The sequence below is a fragment of the Enterococcus sp. AZ095b genome (assembly GCF_051714725.1).
Classification (GTDB): Bacteria; Bacillota; Bacilli; order Lactobacillales; family Enterococcaceae; genus Enterococcus_B; species Enterococcus_B pernyi.
Genome location: NZ_JBIOSL010000001.1, coordinates 1561947 through 1580227, shown reverse-complemented (window position 1 = coordinate 1580227; position 18281 = coordinate 1561947). Strand labels below are relative to the sequence as shown.

Sequence of the window (18281 nt, the reverse complement as noted above, 5' to 3'; positions counted from 1 at the left end):
TATCTTACTGCTCTTTCTTATGAAAGAGCAGTTTTTTTATGTCTAATTTCAATAAAAGCCTCTCGATTCAGCAATCGAGAGGTTTGATAGAGCAATGTATTATTGCTTGTTTACAAGATGATCCCTTTCTGTTCTAAGTTTGCCACACATTCGGCTAAGTAGATTTGATCATGTTCTGGATAAAGTGGTGAGGTCCATTCAATAGGGGAAAGGGTAGAATAAGGTTCACAAATTTTTCCACGATACAAGGGATCAAACCATTCCTCACCAGGTTTATAATTTTGTTTCTTCATTTCTTCCATTACTAACAAATGATACTGAAATAATTTGTAAGGCGAATGTGTAAAAACGTAATCGACAGTCGCATGTTTTCGTCCCCAACCATTGCCTCTCAGAGCACAACATTCGCGATGTTGTCCTAATAATTGTTGGCGCGGAAGTGATTGCAAGAGGCTTTGATGCCATAAGCGCATATAATATTTCCTTCTTTCTAAAACAGTGAATTAAGTGTTTAGGATGCTTCCGTTCGACCAATCAAATAATCGATGGTCGTGTCGTAAAAATCTGCGATAAAGATCAATTCGATGATACTAGGTATATTTTTTCCATCTTCATAGTTTTTATATGTCTCAATCGGTAAGTTCACTTTTTCAGCAACCTGTGGTGTAGTTAAATGCTTTTTATCTTTGAGGAAGTTTAAACGGCAATGCAGTGTATCCAGTAAAATCGCTTCTTCAATCGTCATTTTACCTCACCTTTCTCTAAATAATCATCTATGAGAGTTAACGTTTATTTTTTCTGTTTAGATAAAATAAATACCCAATGACAAAGAGTATGGAGAAAATGAACCCAACTAAATTAAATGTGAAGATCTGGAAGGGTTCGAAAAACTGATAGTTTAATATTTTATACATAAAATAGATCGCAGGCAAACTACTTAAAGCGATTTTTTTTCGTTCTTTCGTCCATTTGATAAACGAAAAGACAATCGGTACAAATATAAAAACAGGAAAAATAAAAGCAAGTCGGCTCAATTCCAGCATAATAAATAAACTCCCATAGCTATATTTTATTCGTGCATAAATTGTATTTTGAGTTATTCTATTTGAGAATATACTAGATTTATATTCACTAGATAAAAGATAGCATGTTATGCGATTCTGAACAAATATTTCGATAAAAAACATGATTCTTCTGTAGACGTATAATTTGAAAAAAACATAAAAAAAGGTGGAACTTTCATTCCACCTTTTTTTATGTTTTTAGATTCGTTTCGACCATTTAATCTTTGACATAGACATTAAAGTCTTTTAGAAGTTTAAGTGCTTGTGGCTCGTGAACACGGCTGCTGACTAGTGACGAATCAATGATAAAGTCAGCTTCTGGAAAGGCGCTTTGTAAAGCGATTGTATTGGATAAGACACACAAATTAGTTTCGATCCCAACCACTTCAATCGTTTTTTGTTCTTCTTTACGTTCAAAAAGGGAATGCTTGATCTCTGTTAATGTTTCTGGCGGCAGAGTAAAGTAGTATTTTTTGATTTCCCGCTCATTTGGTAGAGGAGAGAGCGTGGGAATGATTTTAAGATCTTCACTTTCTGCCTCATCTTTCCGTTCAATAGGGATATCACGAGTGAATAGTACGTATTCATTCGCTGCACGTGCTTGGTTTAAACGTGTGTTTACTCGCTCAACTAATGCTTCAGCATCTTCGATATAAAATTCACTAGTTGGATCTAAAATATGATTTTGCATATCGATAACAACTAACATCTATCATCTCTCCTTATAAAAAGTGATCATTCAAAAAGTTTGCGACACCGGCTTCATCATTGGTTTCTGTCACCTCATCTGCTAAATCCTTCACATGTTCTTGCGCATTGCCCATAGCCACGCTTAATCCGCTGAATTCAAGCATTGCCAAATCATTTTCTTGATCACCAAACGCCATGACGTCTTCTGAAGATAACCCTAAGTACTCAGTTAGAAATAAGAGTGAGTGGGCCTTTGTAATATTTTTAGGAGTGATTTCTAGGAAATGTGGGTCTGAAAAAACAGAATCAATTCCTTCTTTCTTCAACTCTGCTTGGATTTTTTGTAGTTTTTCCTCATTTTTATCCGTCAGAGCTAATTTCAAATAGCTTAAGGAAGGATCGTCCAACTGTTTTGTGATCTCATCAAAGGAATGATTTTGCAAGTTGAAGTGTTGATAATAAGGATCGTCTTTTACTAAGGCAGTTTCATCAAAAGTGATTTGATCATCTTGCGTTTCTCGACTTGCGATGATCGATATTTTTGCTTCTTTTGCTAAATAAAAGGCCTTTTTAAGTATAGGTACTTCGATTTTTGAGCGTCTTAATACATAATCGATCTTGCCATTTTTCATTTCGGAAATCAATGCACCGTTAGAAGAAATCAAATAGCCGCTGACGCCTAATTGTTCAAAGACATCCTTGGCAGAAATACTATTTCTTCCTGTTGCAATCGTTACGATTCCTCCATTAGAGGAGAAAGCTTTTAATGCGCGAATATTTTCTTGTGGGACAACTCCTTGGGAATCAAGCAAGGTCCCGTCTAGATCAATAGCTGCTAATTTCATCTTTTTACGCTCCCTTAGTCTTTTTTCTTTCACCAATAGCTTAAATGAGAAACTTCTAAAATAAAAATAAAATGCTTTAACTCTTTGAATTTTTTCAAAAAAGATTTTTCATAAACGGAGAAAAGGATATTAGTAAGGAAATGGTTAAGACCGCTGTATAAAAAAGCATAACAATCTTAATGTTTTCGTTTTCATTTTCATAAAAAAGGGCAAATTTTGGGTAATATTCATAAAAAACAAAGCATATCTTTTGCTTTCAGGAAAAAGTAGGCATATTGTAGATGTAGAACAGGTTAGAAAAAGATTAAAAAAAGGAGTGATTTTGATGGAGATTAAGTATGGGACTGTACCGGTTGTGACTGCTTCAGATGAAAATTATGCTCCTTATCTAAGCGTAATGATTGCAACGGCACTGGAAAATGCGAATAAGATGAGACATATATATTTTTATGTGATTGATGATGGCCTATCAGAATATAGTAAAGAAGGATTGCGTCAGACAGTTGCACAACACTCAGAACATGCAAGCCTCCAATTCTTGACAGTGGAGAAAGATGTATATGAAGATTTCTTAGTCAGTGACCACATTACAACAACGGCGTATTTAAGAATTTCTCTACCTAAGATCTTAGCAAAATACAATTATAAAAAAGTGTTGTATCTAGATGCAGACGTTTTAGTGTTAGATGATATCGTTGCATTATATGACGAATCATTGAACGGTAAAACAATTGGGGCAGTAATTGATCCAGGACAAACGAAAGCGTTGAAGCGCCTAGGGATCGATTCAGAAGAATACTATTTTAACTCAGGTGTCATGGTGATCGATATTGATCAATGGAATGAAAAAGACATTACAGATAAAACGATCCAATTCCTAAAAGAAAATGGTGAACAGATTATCTATCATGACCAAGACGCATTGAATGGTGTCTTATATGGAGATTGGGAACAACTTCATCCAAAATGGAACATGCAATGTTCATTGATTTTTGAACGCCATCCAGCTCCAGATAAGAAATATGAAGAATTATATAAGAGCGGGAATGAAGCTCCTTCAATCGTCCATTTCACAGGGCATGATAAACCTTGGAATACATTAGAGGATCATCCTTATACACAAATCTATCTAAAAAATCTAGCGCATAGCGTATTAATGAAAGTAGGCGAGGTAAATGAATAGAAGAAAAGAAGTAGCAGTTGTCTCTAGTTGTAATACAAAATTTGTGCCTCATCTAGCAGCACTGTTTGTGTCGATTTTAGAAAATAGTGACCCGAAAGTGTTTGTACGTTTCTACGTGATTGATGATGATATTGAATTAGAAAGTAAAAATCTTTTACGTTACTCAGTGAAAAATTCACGAATGAATACAGATGTTGAATTTTTGAAAATCAACAAAAAATTCTTCAAAAACTTAGTGACAAGTGATCGTATCCCTGAAACAGCATACTATCGTATTGCGATCCCTGAGTTATTTAGAGGGAAAAATGTCGAACGTATCCTTTATATGGACTGTGACATGATCGCGTTGAATGATATCAGTAAACTATGGGATCTAGAGTTTAATGGCGCAGTGATGGCAGCAGTTGAAGATGCTGGTTTCCACCAACGTCTTGAAAAAATGGAGATTGAAGCAGATTCAATGCGTTACTTTAACTCCGGCTTGATGCTGATCAATGTTGAAAAATGGTTAGAACAAAACATCACGAAAAACGTTCTAAAATTCATCGAAGAAAACCCAGAAAAACTTCGATTCCATGACCAAGATGCTTTGAATGCTATCTTACACGATCGTTGGATTGCTTTGCATCCAAAATGGAATGCACAAGGTTACATCATGGCGAAAGCAAAACAACATCCAACGGCTCAAGGAGAAAAAGAGTACGAAGAAGCACGTCGTAAGCCTTATATCATCCATTACTCTGGGCATATCAAACCATGGAGTGAAGAGTTTAAAGGTGCTAGTAAAAAATACTATGAAAAGTATGCAAATATGACCGCTTTTCGTTGTGTTAAATCATTCCCTAAATATCCATTGTACGCTCGTGTTCAACGAAATACTGAATTGAGTCATTGATCGATAATAGAAAAAACTTACTATTAATAGAGGAGATGATCGATATGGAAATTACGCTGACAAGAAATGCGATGGACATCTTGAAGAAAAAAGCAGGCGAACAATCAAAATTAGCGCTTGCATTGATCAATAGTAAAGATCCTTTCCTTAGAGACAAAGGAGCGTGTGCGAAAGGTAGCTTTTTTCAAATTATCCCTTTTGTTACTGAGTTTGGACTATACGTCACAAAAATCAATCATCCTTCGCTAGAAATCTATACATCACAAAGTGAACAATGCTATTTAGGCAAACATTTGACGATGGATTATGATCATGTATTAAATAGTTTCTCATTGGAAAACGAGATTGCTGTACTAGATCATAACATCAAACTAACTAATTGTTTCTTTAGCTGAGTGCACACTAGAAAGGACGATTCACCATGCTGGAATATTACTTGATTGATGAAAACAAGAAAGTAATAGCCGCAGATGAAGAACATTTTAATTGGCTTGTTATTGATACGAGCGATACTGAGGAAATCGAACAGGTAACTCGAACCTATCAACTCCCTGAAGATATATTTGTCGGTATGACTTATCCAGAAGAGGTCTCCCGCTTAGAACATCTATCAGGAACAAGTTTGAACAACCCGATTTCCTTAGTACTGCTCAACCTTTCAAGTGAAAAAGAAAAAATCGAACGTCGTCTGACACCATTATCTTTCGTCATATCAAATGACTTATTGATTACTTGTCAAGACGAAAAAACCAATTTTATCGATCGGCTGATTGAACATCATGGTAATAAAATCGATTCTTTCGAAAAAGTGATTGTTTATGCGGCATTAGATATTTATACCCATTTTGTCAAAGAACTTCGTGAAATGAAAACGCGTATTGATTCGCTAGATCAAGAAGCACGAAAAACGACAGAAAATGAAGAATTGTATAAGCAGGCTGATTTAGAAAGAGATATTGTTTACATCGATCATACGTTGCGGGATCAAAAAGAGACAATGGACCTCCTCTGGGAGACTCCTGAATTCAAAGAACGTGTCAATGATGAACAGTTGCTTTATGACGTTCGTTTGAGACAACGTCAAACAGAGAAGATGATTTTGATTTATCGCGATCTGTTAGAAAGTATCGGTGATCTGTTCAATGGCATGATGGACAACAATTTGAATCATCTGATGAAATATCTAGATTCTACCGCATTGATCATCTCTGTGCCTGCGATGATCGCAGGTATTTGGGGAATGAACACAGGCGGTTTACCAGGAGAAGATTCAGCAACTGGTTTCCTCTTAGTATTAGGGGGCTCAATCGTTGCTGCTGCTGCTTTAGGGTATCATTTATTTAGAAAAGATTACACGAAATAACCAATATGGGCTTAAACGCCCAAATTTATAACGTCAGTTATGACTAAAAACTAGGAGGATCAACATGACAGAACCAAATTTAATCGACCCAAGAAAACTATATCACACAGAAGAATTTCCAAAACAGGATCAAGAAACTCCGGCTTTGCAAAAGGATATGAAACCTGTACCTGATTGTGGAGAAGAAAGCTATAAAGGCACAGAGCAATTAGCAAATCGCCGTGTCTTGATCACAGGTGCAGACTCTGGTATTGGACGTGCCGCGGCTATTGCCTTTGCACGAGAAGGTGCAGATGTAGCCATTCAATTTTTCCCAGGTGAAGAAGAAGACGCGCAACAAGTGGCCCATTATATCGAAGAAGCTGGACGTAAAGCATTACTATTACCTTATGATTTGCGAGATGAAGCTGCACCAAAAGAAATCATCCAAAAAACAGTGGATGCTTTTGGTGGATTAGACACACTTGTTCTTAATGCGGCGCAACAAATTTCGTCCCCTTCAATTGCAGAAATCCCATTGGAACAAGTAAAAGATACTTTTGCTGTAAATATCATCGCAATGTTTGCACTTGTGAAGGAAGCAATTCCACATATTCCAGCAGGAGGAGCAATCCTTACAACGACTTCAGTCCAAGCATTCAATCCAAGTGAACACTTGTTAGATTATGCAGCGACTAAAGCTTCGATTGCAAACTTCACCATTGGTTTAGCAAAACAATTAGCACCAAAAGGAATTCGTGTCAACGGCGTAGCACCAGGACCAATTTGGACACCATTACAACTAGATGCAGGTCAACCAAAAGAAGATCTACCTGAGTTTGGTCAACAAGCATTGTTGGAACGTGCAGGACAACCAGCTGAATTAGCGCCTGTTTATGTCTTTCTTGCATCCAACAAAGCAAGCTATGTCACAGCACAGATTTACGGTATCACTGGTGGAGAAGCCATTAATCTATAATCAGTGACAAGAAGCTAGGAGGGCGAGACAATGAACAAAGGAGCCAAAACGATAGGAGCGATCTTACTGATCCTTCTGCTGTCTGTTTTAATATTTGCAATGTTGCTAAGCTCAGTTTATCCATTGCCGTTTAAGTTAGAAGAATTTCGCTTTTTATCATTAACTAACTTTTACGTACAACAATATGTCTTTTGGGTAACCGCAGCTTTTGCTGTGTTGACACTTATATTGATTCTAGTCTTATTATTCTACCCAAAAACTTACCGTTCATTCTTACTAAAAAAAGGTGATGGCGAGTTAACATTAGACAAAAAAGCAATCGAAGGAATGGTTCGTTCACGATTGACGAAAGAAGAGTTTGTTTCTTCCCCAAAAGTAACGATCAAAGCAACAAAAAATAAAATTGACGTAAAAGTAAAAGGCGAGTTGAAACGTACGTCATCATTAATCGGTAAAACAGGAGCACTGATGACAGACATTGAGCGTGATGTAAAACAAATCATCGGTACAGATGAACCAGTGAATGTCCTGATCAATTATACCGGTTTTGACTCACCACAATCAAAAAGAGTCGAACACTCACGAGTACAGTAAGGGGGAGAGAAAATGAACGAGATCTTTTCGACATACAAGCTCCCAATTATTTGTGGTGCGCTTGGATTGATATTAGCTATTTTACTAGTAGCTGTCGGATTTTTTAAAACATTGCTGATCGTGATTATGGTTGCGCTTGGTGTAGCCATCGGCATGTATTTAAAAAGAACCGGAATTTTAGAACATTACTTTAAATCTTAGGAGGCTTTACCATGGAAAACAATCATTCAAATCAAAACGGAAATACACCGAAATCAGCACATCCAGATCCAACAACACCGAATCAAGCACAAGGGATCAAAGATGAAAAAAATAAAACTGCGCCAGTGTCTGCACATCCAGATCCAGTGGTGCCGCATGTAGAAGAAAAAGTAGCGCATGATCAAAAAGAACACCACGATCATCCACATCATGAAGCGAAAACTCCTGGTGTGCATACTCCAACTCATGAGGCAAACAAACAGACAAATGAAGTGAAGGGCAGTGAAGAATCGATGAACGGTGAAGTAACTTATGATGACAAAGTCATTCAAAAAATTATTGCGATCGCATTAGAACGTATCGACGGACTATTGACAGTAGACGGAGGATTTTTCTCTAATGTAGCTGGAAAATTAGTCAATACTGACAATGAAACAGCTGGGATCGAAACAGAAGTAGGTAAGAAACAAGTTGCTGTTGATATGTCGATCGTCGTTGAATACGGCAAAGACATTGAAGATATCTTTAAACAAATGAAAGAGATCATCAGTGAAGAAGTAGCGAATATGACACACTTAGATGTCATCGAAGTGAATGTCAATGTAACAGATATCAAATCAAAAGAAGAATTTGAACAAGATCAAGTCACTGTCCAAGATAAAGTGACGGATGCTGCAAAAGCAACTGGAGAATTTGCGTCAGAACAAACAGACAAAGTAAAACATGCAGCAAGCAAAGGAACGGAAAAAGTAAAAGAAAATAACGAGCCAAGAGTACAATAAAATATCTTGGTGAGTCAAAACTTTTAATTAAAATAAATGAGATGTCGCATTGAAAAAATCGGCTAGACACTATAGGAGGAAATACAGATGGGTTTTATTTGGTCATTAATCGTAGGTGGAGTTATCGGAGCAATTGCAGGAGCAATCACAAATAAGGGTTCTTCAATGGGTATCATTGCGAACGTCATTGCAGGACTTGTTGGTTCAGCAATCGGACAAGCAATATTAGGATCATGGGGACCAGTCATTGGTGGTATGGCAATCGTGCCTTCATTGATTGGTGCGATCATTTTAGTTTTGATCGTGTCATTCTTTGCGCGTAAATTATAAGAATAAAGAAGAAATTTGCAATGGATGCAAAAATTCTTTTACTTTGAAATAATCGGTAACATTCAATTATCTTGAATTTGATTGAAGGATCTTTACAAGTTGACTTGTTCAACGAAGTGAAGATCCTTCTTTTTTGTTGTCCTTTCGGCGTTTTTGCAAGTAGATGATTAGTAAATTATTTTCTCACAAAAAATCTTCTTTCAATTACTCCTGATCAAAAGGGAAAAATGACGTTACGCAAGACGATGATGACCGATAAAATTGAAGAAGTAAAGCTTTTCAATGCTTTTCTAAATGATTTGAAAAAGGAGTGAATAGTAAAAATACGATTAAGAAACGCAAAATACATAACGTTTTTATAAAAGAGTCATTTGAATTACTACGAACATCCTTTAATAAAAAAAGAAACGACTATCAAAAGAGAATGAACCAGACGAAAAAGTTTTTCTCTGATTGTTTGATAAAGGGGGGATAATTTGAGAACAAGAAGAAAACTGTTGAACAGTGCTTTGATCCTAGGTTTGACTTTAGGTAATCTCAATGACATAGTCGTTCAAGCAGTGACCGCATTCCATGAACTAGGTCCGATTCAAAGTAGACAGGCAAGAACGACTACTAATGAGAGGGAAAAAAAGAATGTGGAAAAAGTAAAAAAGAAACAAATGAAAAAGTGAAACAACCAGAGAAAGAGCAAAATGACTCGAAGGAAATAAATGAACTAAGCAAAGAGGAGTTAAAGAATTTAAGTAAAGAAGAGATAATAGAACGGAGTGATTCGTTAGATCAACTATTAAATCCCATCCACGCACTAGATTTACCTTCATGGATTCCGTATGTAAGTAACCTACGGGATAGGCAATTAGGGGACATGTTGACGGGGCATTTAAGAGCTGGGATCAGAAGCAACCTAGATCTAACACAAGATAATTTTAACATAGGTGATAAAGTTATTTTAAGAAATGTCACACCTATGTACTACCGAACACCGGGTTTTGGTTATAATGATTTTATTCGATATATCGTCGAAGATCTAAGCCCTTTGCTCCGAAATGATCATACTCAACGAGCAGTTTATACGGTGATTTCTGATCCAAAGAGTGGGAACTTGGCCAATGCAAGTCACACCTTCATTAAGCGCCTTACATAATACTCGAACAGACGGGGAAATGAATGTGGTCTTTACCCGTTTAAAAATAGCACTACCTCAAGAAGAAGAATTCGAAATCCGCAGATTCCCATTTTCTTACTGGGGACATTCCCAGGGAATAAATAATGGATGTTGGAGATTGGAGAGTAGCTCAACTAGTTTCATTGTCGATTTCTCTGGAACTGACATTGGCAGTATTCGCCTTACTCCAAAATCTGAGTCATTGATTCTGGAACATCAACAGGGTATTCCTGATCCAGAAAATTTTGTGGATGCCCACAATACGAGGGGAACGGTAGAGTATGAATGGGTAACGCAATCTGATACAAGTCAATTAGAGGTAAGTAAAGCATTGAAATTAGAGTTAGTGATCAAACCGTAGACCTGCTGTCACGCTTCCTATTGAAATCGAAATAAAACCATTGATTTCCACGACCAATCCTCAAGTTACGATGTGTCAAAATGATTCGAATCCTATGTCGCAAGAGCTATTTACGATCGCGGATGATGGCAGTTATCAACTTACGTGGATAAATACTATCAGTACCACTAATTTAGGCAATTCATTTGGCATGCGAGAGTGCGTATCCAAGATGGCAGAGAAGCAATAGAAAGTATGGATGTGACGATTGTTCCAGATGAAGGATTGCAGTTAGAATTGAGTCCTGCGAGTGTTCAAGGAAGATACTCAGTGGACGAACAAGGTGCAGAAGATAAACCAGGTGCTAGCGAAGAGGGTGCTGGAAGTGAAAGCTGTGAAAATGGAGAAAGTGGACAAGATGACAGAAGTGATCTTGAAGCAACAGGCAACTTACCACAAACAAATGCCACTCGAAACACACTTCTTTCAGTAATAGGAACTATGTTACTTGCCTTGGTTGGCGGTATTTTCTTCTGGAAAAAACGATCGACTGAAAAGTTGGAAAAAGAGTCCGATAAATAAAATTAAGACATTTTTTATCCACTTTTTTATTCATAGTAGAAAAAATAGTTTTTAGAGAAGAAAAAAGACCTCTAAAATTAAATATGGGAAACACTCAAAGGAAGGGAAACCCAAATTTGAGTGTTTTTTATTTGTTTGTGAGGTGAATAGAAATGTTGAAGATTTTGTCAAAAAAATTAAAAAGACAATTGAAGTTACTGGAATACTTATTTGAAGGTGATACCTATCGCTTTAACGACTTAGAAAATTTACTTGGTTGTTCAGCCAAAACGTTAAGAAATGACTTGCTTGATATTCATTCTTATGCCAACGATATCAAAATCCAAATGACTCGAGAAGAGGGAGTGAAAGCAACAATTCTACCTCATGTCACGGAAGATTATATCTATCAAGTGATCAAGCAAGAGTCGATTGAATATCGCTACTTGGAAGCTATTTTATTACATAAATTCAAGAATTATCTTGAATTAGCAGACTATTTATTTATTTCTGAAAGTACCTTGCGGCGAATCGTCGATAAAATCAATCCAATGTTACAGAGTTATGATCTGAAAGTACAAGCACTGATCAAACTTGTTGGAAACGATCAAGTCATTACTGAAATGACCGTTCAGTTCTTAATGGAAAAATATCATTATTTTGAAGATGCATTTCCTGCATCCTTTCGGTTGATGGTGACTCAACTTGCGCAGGATTTTGTTGAAGAAAACAACTTGCAACAAGCACTGATTAGTTTGGAACCGCAAGAAGAAAAAATATTTCATTTTTGGATTGCTGCTCGGATATTATTGCTACAAAATGATAATGGGGTAGTTTCGGTTAGTAAAAAACAAAAAAAATTCAAGTACGAAATACTATCAAATAAACGTTTGCGTCTACCAAAGAGCAACGAATTGATTAATGAACACTTGGCAAGTTTTATATTCGATCAAGCATTTATTTTTCAATTATTCGACAGAGGTTCTTTGAATCAAAAAAATCCAATTCTATTTGCAATTGATAGTTTTATCAAAGAAGTGGAAGAAAAATATGGAATTGTGTGCGAAGATAAAAAAAAGATCTTTCGTAAAGCAACTATTTTATTACAACAAAGCACGGTGCCTTTCTCTATAAGTTATCAAAAAAATTCTCTTTTTTTTAAAAATAGTCACTCAGAAATGAATAAAATCCAGCTTCGATTATGGAATAAGTTAAAACATTATGTACATACACATCATATCCTACTAAATGATTTCGAAGAATTTGCGACAACTATGTTTACAGAAATATTATTGTATTGGCCAGATTTAATAAAAAAATTCGAAGATAATAAGCAAGTTCGCGCGTTAGTCATCACCAACTCTACACTAAAATATGACGCCTATTTACTCAGTGAATTAGACCAACAATTGGGTAATCATTTTGAATTTGTTGCTAGAAATAATCAAACCTTGTCCCAAGATTTAATCAATTATGAAAATTTTGATTGTATTATTTCAAATATTACGATTGATAAAACCTATAATATCCCTATATTCGGTATATCCGTCTTTCCAAAAGCGAGAGAGATCCATAATCTGATCAACTTTTATCAAGAATTACTGGCTTGATTACGAATAAAAAAATGCAAGTCCTCCAAAACTTGAGATTATGGAGCTTGCATTTTTATAACACCAAAACTATTTAGATTTCTTGATCTTTTTCAAAGACAAGAAGGTCTCCTGGCTGACAATTCAAAACTTCACAGATTTTATCTAATGTGGTGAAGCGAATCGCTTTCGCTTTTCCAGTTTTTAAAATTGAAAGATTAGCCATGGTAATACCCACTTTTTCACTTAGTTCTGTTACTGACATTTTCCGCTTTGCTAACATTACGTCTAAATTAACAATGATCGCCATCTCACACCTCACACGGTCAATTCGTCATTTTTCTTCAAACGAATTGCTTCTTCCAATATTTTAATCAAGACATTCATTAATACTAACCCCGCAAAAGGTAAGAAAACCAGTGCAAAACCTAATAGCATCAATCCAGGCGCGTCATCCGCATCTGCCATTTGATAGAATTTTGGTAAAATACCAAAAGTACTGAGTGATAAGAAAATCATTACTTTTCGGATATAGCTAACTAAACGATGTGAATGATCAGAAAATGTTTGGTCTTTAGAGATGATTGTTAATAATTTAAAAATGATACCGCCAATAATGATACCTGATAGTAGAGTGGTGAAAATGACTAAACTCAATAGGGTGGTTTGCCAATCTAAGGGGGCATTTGATTCTTTGGTCAGTAACTGAGTACCCAACAACAGACCAAAGAGTCCGAAAACAACACATATTCCGATAGTCGTTGTTTTTAAAAAGCGTGAATGATTTTTCATTTATTTAACCTCCTAATAGAATGTATATATTGATATTCAACTATAATATATCGTTTTTCGATAAAAAAATAGTTGAACGATTGCCTTTTCCGAAGAAAAGGCAATCTAACGAAGCATTGGTGTTACTTAAAACCTCTAAAGAGGCGATTACTCTATATTAACTCTTTCTCATTTAAACAATGTATTCCCTAACCACTAATACATCCTTGTAACCCTTTAGTTACGCCAGTGGGATTAAATTTCATAAAAACAAATTAAGATGTCGTATAACATATGATTCGCAATATATCTATTATAGCACAACATACAATTGATGTAAATAGACTATTACTTCCAGAAAAAATCCTTGGCTGCACCGAAAAAATGAAAAGTTCTACGCAGTTTATTAATCAACATGTAATCCAAAAGACTAGTGAAATGTGCTACAATCTTTTTTGGTGAAAAGGATTAAAACGTTTTTGTTATCGAAAGGTACATAAAATGAAGAAATTAGTCTTTGTCTAAGAGAAATGGGTAATGAAGCAATTCTTTGTTGTTTTTGGTTTGTTGTGCACGTGAGGACTTACTTAAATTAGGGGGATATTTTGTGAATTTAGTCACGCTGGAAAGCTTGTTGATTGTCATCGTTCAAACGGCTTGCATCTTTTGGGTGACTAGCTATTTGGAAACGCATTTAAAAAATCGGTATTACGTCATTTTGTCAATCATTGGAATCATTTGCTATATGGCACTTTATTTTTTGATGAATTTTTTTGCAACTGCAGTTTTATGGGCTAGTTTATGTGCCGTAACCTATTACTTCCGGAGAAATATTTATATTGCGCTATTTATCCCTTCTGTCACATTCTGTTTATATATTTTTTCCGATTATATCATCAATTTTAGTTATACGATTCTTCATTTGGTTCTAAACATAAGATTAACTGTGATTCTAGGAACCCTTCTTTTTTTCTTCTTTGCATATATTTTCAAAACATGGTTATTAGAAAAGTGCTACAAAGATCTCTTGACGATGAAAATCAGCGGAATCATCGCAACAGCGACGATTTGTGTCTATTTTTGTCTGGTGGTCATTGAAAGATTTCCAAATTTGCGAATTTATTTGATCGATGCACATGAGCTATTCATGATATTGTATGGGCTGTTGTCAGCGATCATTTGTTTTTCTTTTATTTTCATAAAAAGAACGGAATATGAAAATAGAGAGCAAAAACGTCAAATGAGTTACTTGATCGAATATAGTGAACAAGCTGAAAAAAATTATTTAGAGATTCTAAAATTTAAACACGATTACAAAAATATTCTAATTTCATTGGAAGAGTATATCGAAACTGAAGATTTAACAGGTCTAAAGGATTATTTTAGAAATAGTATCAAAGCGACAGGATCGATTTTTGACCAAGAAATTTTTAGGATGTCTTCGATTTCAAATATAAAAATCCGAGAAATCAAAAGTGTGATCATGAGTAAGTTATATATGGCACACCAGAAAGGAATCCATGTGAGCATTTCTGTGCCTGAAGTGGTCAATCATGTGGAAGTGTCTACGATGGTACTCGTAAGAATGCTGGGGATCATCTTGGACAATGCAATTGAAGCCTCAGAAGAAATTGAACATCCAGAAATTGAACTAGCAATCGTGGCAGACCATAAAGACTGTACATTTATGTTGATCAATAACTGTCCACATGATTTGCCTAAATTACATGATTTAAAGAAAGCAAGTTTTACGACAAAACCCGGTAATTCTGGGATAGGTTTGACAATTCTGGATGAGCTAGTCCAGTTGAATGCAAATGTATTTTTAGATACAAAGATCCAAGATGAAAAGTTTATACAAATCATAACTATATGTGAGGTAGAGGGGTAACTATGTTAAAAATTTTTATTTGTGATGATGAAGAGATCCATCGTAACCGCATCACCAATATTATTAAAAATTACGTGATGATGATGGACTATGATGTGGAGTTCCAACTAGCTGCAGATAACCCGTATGATATTTTATCCTACGTATCAACTAACAAAACAGAGGGTATCTATTTTTTAGATATCGATTTAAATTCAGATATCAATGGTGTGGAACTAGGAAAGCAGATCCGACAGTATGATCCAACAGCCAAAATCATTTTTGTTACGACTTATACCGATTTTGTCTATCTTACTTTTCTTTATAAGGTAGAGGCGTTGGATTATATAATCAAAGATAATGAAGAACAATTGCAACAAAAAATCAACAGTTGTATTGATATTGCGATCGAACGCTATATGAATACTGCGTTGTCTACCAGGGAACAGATCTGGTTAAAAAGCGGTGCCGTCGATGTAAAATTATATGTGGATGAAATTCTCTTTTTTAGTTCAAGTTCAACACCACATAAATTGATCGTACACTTGGACAATCGCATGATTGAGTATGCGGGGAAAATTAAAGAAATCGAAAAATTAAGTGATTCTTTGTGTCGCTGTCACCAATCGTTTGTCGTCAATTTGGCAAATATAGCAGAAATCAATAAAAAAGAGCGAAAAGTGATCATGACGAACGGGGAAGAATGTTTAGTATCTACCAGATACTTAAAAAAATTAGCTACTCGTTTTGAAAATGAGTTTTCGCCCAAAGCATAAACGCATCGATTTTTACACTTTTGACAAAAAAAGAAACACTTTTGATAAAATAATCCATAGATTTATAAAATAGGTATAATAAACTGCGAAGGAGCGTGAAAGATGACTGAAGAGTACATTTCAATAGAGGAAAAATTATCAAAGAAAATAAGTGGACATTTCGCTTCACAATTAGGACTTTCACCGATTGAACAAGCAAAGGTGGAATATGGGTTATCGATCCTATTTGTTGATCTGTTCAAGATGATCGTGATGTATAGTATTGCGTTTTTCTTACATATTGTGGGAGCAGTATTCATCACACACCTTGTATTCATCTCAGTTCGTTTTACCACGAAAGGATTTCATGCAAGTAACAGTGCAGTTTGTACAATACTTAGTGTGCTTTTCTTGGTTGTTTTGCCATGGATCACCGCTTTGCTTGGTTTTGAATCGACTCGTCCTGTGTTTGTTCTCGGAATTCTATTTGTGGGTTTAGGAATATTCGTAAAAGAGCGGACGATCAATCAAGCAAAAGGACCTTTCCGATTAAGAAAAGCGGTTCTTATTATTTTGTTCATCACAACGATCGGCTTGCTTTTACCTAGTGACAGTATTCGTACATATCTTTTGTTAGGTCTAGCAGTTGCTATATTGTTGATGTTTATTAAAAATAAAGGGGTAGAGTAAATATGTTAACAAGTCTAAAAACAAAGAAATTACAAATGATGCAGGTTATCTCAACAATGGCGATTGCTATCGCAACTTACGCAATGGGAACGATCGGTGCAGATTGCACATTCGTTATCTACGAACCCAAAATGCCTGAAGCATTAAAAAATGAAATGAATAAATAAAAATAAAAAAGCGATTTAGAAAAAATCTAAATCGCTTTTTATTTTTTTGATATTCATACCCATTCATTTCTTTCGATAATTTTGTAGTAAGAGAACGAATAAAAAGAAAAACAATGATTCCCACAGAGTAGTGGTCCAACTAAATTCTTTAGACACCCCAAAAAATAGATTACCAGCATTGGAAACAATCAAGTAAATAATCGTTATTATAAATGCATATATGGATTTTTTTAGCATATGACACCTCTTTCTAAGAGTAATAGTTTTACTAAATTGAATAACTATTATTCTAACATTTTTCTTTTACTTATTATAAAATATTTTAATGGTTTTTGAAAAGGGTATCATCCTTTATAATAAAACATTAAAACATTTGGTTTGAAAGTGGGGAATGATCGTTTCTTGCTGCATTTTGTCATTTTTATTTTTTATTTTGTAATATAAATGAGCATTATCTTTGCAATTTTTAATCTTGAATACTATCCTTGTAGTATAGCCAGCAAGAAACAATAGAAGTTATATAATAATTGTTACTGTTATTTAAGATTTCTATTCAGGAGGGAGTACCAAAGTTATTTTGAGCCTGCACTTTTTGGTAGCGCTTACTTTAGGTAGGTATTTCTATGGGTTCCTCAAGCGATATACTTGTTGGTCATGTGTTGAAAAATAAAAAATAAGATACTTAGGAGGTGGAAAATGAATAAGGGGGTAAAGATCATCGGTGTAATTGTAAGCATAATTTTACTTTCAGTACTTTTGATCATCGCTCTAGTTAATGCACCATATATCTTACCTGAACAATTGGAACGTTTTCGCTTTTTTACGATAACAAATTATTATATGCAACAATTTATTTTCTGGGCTGCAGTCGTTTTTGCAATTGTTGTCGTTCTCATCTTATTATTTGTTCTTTTCTATCCAAAATCGAAAGGAACCTTCGTATTAAAGCACAAAGATGGAAAATTGACGTTGGATAAAAAAGCAATTGAAGGACTGACTCGTTCGTATCTACACGAAGAAGAGTTCATCCAATCACCAAAAGTCAAAGTACGATCAACAAAACAGAAAATCAATATTAATGTAAAAGGCGATTTAAAACGTACTTCTTCTCTGATTGGTAAAACAGAAATGTTGATGCAAGAAGTGAGAGATCAAGTTGCCAATGTCCTTGGTTCAGAACAAGAGATCAAAGTAGCTGTCAATTATAGTAGTTATCAAGAAGAAAAAGATCATGAAGACAACCAGCACTCACGAGTAGAATAGGAGGGCACACAAATGAAAGAATTCTTTTCACTATATAAGCTCCCTATTATCTTTGGGGGTCTTGGCTTACTATTAGCCGTTTTATGGTTAACAGTTGGATTTTTCAAAACTCTTTTAATATTGATCATGACCGCTATTGGTGTGGGTATTGGTTTTTATTTAAAAGAAACCAAATTGTTAGATGAATATTTCAAATCATAGG

Annotated in this window: 26 protein-coding genes; 20 read left to right on the top strand and 6 right to left on the bottom strand. The window is 35.2% G+C overall.

What is annotated here, in order from left to right:
* Positions 1–110: 110 nt before the first annotated feature.
* From IGJ99_RS07615 to IGJ99_RS07600, 4 genes are all read right to left on the bottom strand, one after another.
* Positions 111–473, bottom strand: a complete 363-nt coding sequence (locus tag IGJ99_RS07615) for a TIGR02328 family protein (protein WP_023519740.1) — start codon at positions 471–473, stop codon at positions 111–113.
* A gap of 38 nt (positions 474–511) precedes the next feature.
* A complete protein-coding gene (locus IGJ99_RS07610; RefSeq protein ID WP_010735359.1) occupies positions 512–745 on the bottom strand; it encodes a helix-turn-helix domain-containing protein in 234 nt (77 codons plus the stop codon).
* A 536-nt stretch (positions 746–1281) separates the two neighbouring features.
* The gene (locus tag IGJ99_RS07605; protein ID WP_010735361.1) at positions 1282–1773 is read right to left on the bottom strand and encodes an isochorismatase family cysteine hydrolase; all 492 of its coding nucleotides are present in this window, start codon (positions 1771–1773) and stop codon (positions 1282–1284) included.
* Positions 1774–1786: 13 nt separating this feature from the next.
* A complete protein-coding gene (locus IGJ99_RS07600; protein WP_096081560.1) occupies positions 1787–2599 on the bottom strand; it encodes a Cof-type HAD-IIB family hydrolase in 813 nt (270 codons plus the stop codon).
* A 325-nt stretch (positions 2600–2924) separates the two neighbouring features.
* Here IGJ99_RS07600 and IGJ99_RS07595 point away from each other — a divergent pair, with 325 nt between their 5' ends.
* From IGJ99_RS07595 to IGJ99_RS07530, 14 genes are all read left to right on the top strand, one after another.
* Positions 2925–3782 carry a glycosyltransferase family 8 protein gene (locus IGJ99_RS07595; protein ID WP_438770729.1) on the top strand — a complete coding sequence of 286 codons (858 nt, stop codon included), beginning with the start codon at positions 2925–2927 and terminating at the stop codon, positions 3780–3782.
* Positions 3775–4677 carry a glycosyltransferase family 8 protein gene (locus IGJ99_RS07590; RefSeq protein ID WP_010735364.1) on the top strand — a complete coding sequence of 301 codons (903 nt, stop codon included), beginning with the start codon at positions 3775–3777 and terminating at the stop codon, positions 4675–4677. The genes IGJ99_RS07595 and IGJ99_RS07590 overlap by 8 nt, the downstream gene beginning before the upstream one ends.
* Positions 4678–4721: 44 nt before the next feature.
* Positions 4722–5072: an iron-sulfur cluster biosynthesis family protein gene (locus tag IGJ99_RS07585; protein WP_010735365.1), complete on the top strand. Its 351-nt coding sequence runs from the start codon at positions 4722–4724 to the stop codon at positions 5070–5072.
* Positions 5073–5098: 26 nt separating this feature from the next.
* Entirely contained in the window at positions 5099–6040 is a 942-nt protein-coding gene (locus IGJ99_RS07580; RefSeq protein ID WP_409173369.1) for a magnesium transporter CorA family protein, read from the top strand.
* A gap of 64 nt (positions 6041–6104) precedes the next feature.
* Positions 6105–6998 (top strand): SDR family oxidoreductase, encoded by an 894-nt coding sequence (locus IGJ99_RS07575; RefSeq protein ID WP_023519734.1) that lies wholly within the window; start codon positions 6105–6107, stop codon positions 6996–6998.
* Between the two features lie 30 nt (positions 6999–7028).
* Positions 7029–7592 (top strand): alkaline shock response membrane anchor protein AmaP, encoded by a 564-nt coding sequence (amaP, locus tag IGJ99_RS07570; RefSeq protein ID WP_010735368.1) that lies wholly within the window; start codon positions 7029–7031, stop codon positions 7590–7592.
* 12 nt (positions 7593–7604) lie between these two features.
* Positions 7605–7793, top strand: a complete 189-nt coding sequence (locus IGJ99_RS07565; RefSeq protein ID WP_010735369.1) for a DUF2273 domain-containing protein — start codon at positions 7605–7607, stop codon at positions 7791–7793.
* A gap of 11 nt (positions 7794–7804) precedes the next feature.
* Positions 7805–8575: an Asp23/Gls24 family envelope stress response protein gene (locus IGJ99_RS07560; protein WP_409173368.1), complete on the top strand. Its 771-nt coding sequence runs from the start codon at positions 7805–7807 to the stop codon at positions 8573–8575.
* Between the two features lie 87 nt (positions 8576–8662).
* Complete coding sequence (locus IGJ99_RS07555) at positions 8663–8905, top strand: GlsB/YeaQ/YmgE family stress response membrane protein (RefSeq protein ID WP_010735371.1); 243 nt, start codon at positions 8663–8665, stop codon at positions 8903–8905.
* A gap of 476 nt (positions 8906–9381) precedes the next feature.
* On the top strand, positions 9382–9579 hold the full coding sequence (locus IGJ99_RS07550; RefSeq protein WP_224434747.1) for a hypothetical protein: 198 nt from the start codon (positions 9382–9384) through the stop codon (positions 9577–9579).
* Positions 9576–10052, top strand: a complete 477-nt coding sequence (locus tag IGJ99_RS07545) for a hypothetical protein (protein ID WP_224434746.1) — start codon at positions 9576–9578, stop codon at positions 10050–10052. The genes IGJ99_RS07550 and IGJ99_RS07545 overlap by 4 nt, the downstream gene beginning before the upstream one ends.
* On the top strand, positions 10003–10434 hold the full coding sequence (locus IGJ99_RS07540) for a hypothetical protein (protein ID WP_438722974.1): 432 nt from the start codon (positions 10003–10005) through the stop codon (positions 10432–10434). Before IGJ99_RS07545 ends, IGJ99_RS07540 begins: the two co-directional genes overlap by 50 nt.
* A gap of 198 nt (positions 10435–10632) precedes the next feature.
* Positions 10633–10995 carry an LPXTG cell wall anchor domain-containing protein gene (locus tag IGJ99_RS07535; protein ID WP_010735374.1) on the top strand — a complete coding sequence of 121 codons (363 nt, stop codon included), beginning with the start codon at positions 10633–10635 and terminating at the stop codon, positions 10993–10995.
* A 152-nt stretch (positions 10996–11147) separates the two neighbouring features.
* Entirely contained in the window at positions 11148–12584 is a 1437-nt protein-coding gene (locus IGJ99_RS07530; protein WP_096081557.1) for a helix-turn-helix domain-containing protein, read from the top strand.
* A gap of 73 nt (positions 12585–12657) precedes the next feature.
* Here the strand turns inward: IGJ99_RS07530 and IGJ99_RS07525 are convergent, their stop codons facing one another.
* Together IGJ99_RS07525 and IGJ99_RS07520 are read right to left on the bottom strand one after the other, a co-directional pair.
* Entirely contained in the window at positions 12658–12873 is a 216-nt protein-coding gene (locus IGJ99_RS07525) for a helix-turn-helix domain-containing protein (RefSeq protein WP_010735376.1), read from the bottom strand.
* A gap of 8 nt (positions 12874–12881) precedes the next feature.
* Complete coding sequence (locus tag IGJ99_RS07520) at positions 12882–13355, bottom strand: DUF2975 domain-containing protein (RefSeq protein WP_010735377.1); 474 nt, start codon at positions 13353–13355, stop codon at positions 12882–12884.
* A 586-nt stretch (positions 13356–13941) separates the two neighbouring features.
* Here IGJ99_RS07520 and IGJ99_RS07515 point away from each other — a divergent pair.
* From IGJ99_RS07515 to IGJ99_RS07490, 6 genes are all read left to right on the top strand, one after another.
* Positions 13942–15225 (top strand): GHKL domain-containing protein, encoded by a 1284-nt coding sequence (locus tag IGJ99_RS07515; protein ID WP_438770728.1) that lies wholly within the window; start codon positions 13942–13944, stop codon positions 15223–15225.
* A 2-nt stretch (positions 15226–15227) separates the two neighbouring features.
* Positions 15228–15980, top strand: coding sequence for a LytR/AlgR family response regulator transcription factor (locus tag IGJ99_RS07510; protein ID WP_010735380.1), 753 nt, complete (start codon positions 15228–15230; stop codon positions 15978–15980).
* A gap of 102 nt (positions 15981–16082) precedes the next feature.
* On the top strand, positions 16083–16649 hold the full coding sequence (locus tag IGJ99_RS07505) for an accessory gene regulator B family protein (RefSeq protein WP_438748083.1): 567 nt from the start codon (positions 16083–16085) through the stop codon (positions 16647–16649).
* A 2-nt stretch (positions 16650–16651) separates the two neighbouring features.
* A complete protein-coding gene (locus IGJ99_RS07500) occupies positions 16652–16816 on the top strand; it encodes a cyclic lactone autoinducer peptide (RefSeq protein ID WP_010735382.1) in 165 nt (54 codons plus the stop codon).
* Positions 16817–17512: 696 nt separating this feature from the next.
* On the top strand, positions 17513–18079 hold the full coding sequence (amaP, locus tag IGJ99_RS07495) for an alkaline shock response membrane anchor protein AmaP (RefSeq protein ID WP_438770727.1): 567 nt from the start codon (positions 17513–17515) through the stop codon (positions 18077–18079).
* 12 nt (positions 18080–18091) lie between these two features.
* A complete protein-coding gene (locus IGJ99_RS07490; protein WP_010735385.1) occupies positions 18092–18280 on the top strand; it encodes a DUF2273 domain-containing protein in 189 nt (62 codons plus the stop codon).
* The last annotated feature ends 1 nt before the right edge of the window (position 18281 follow it).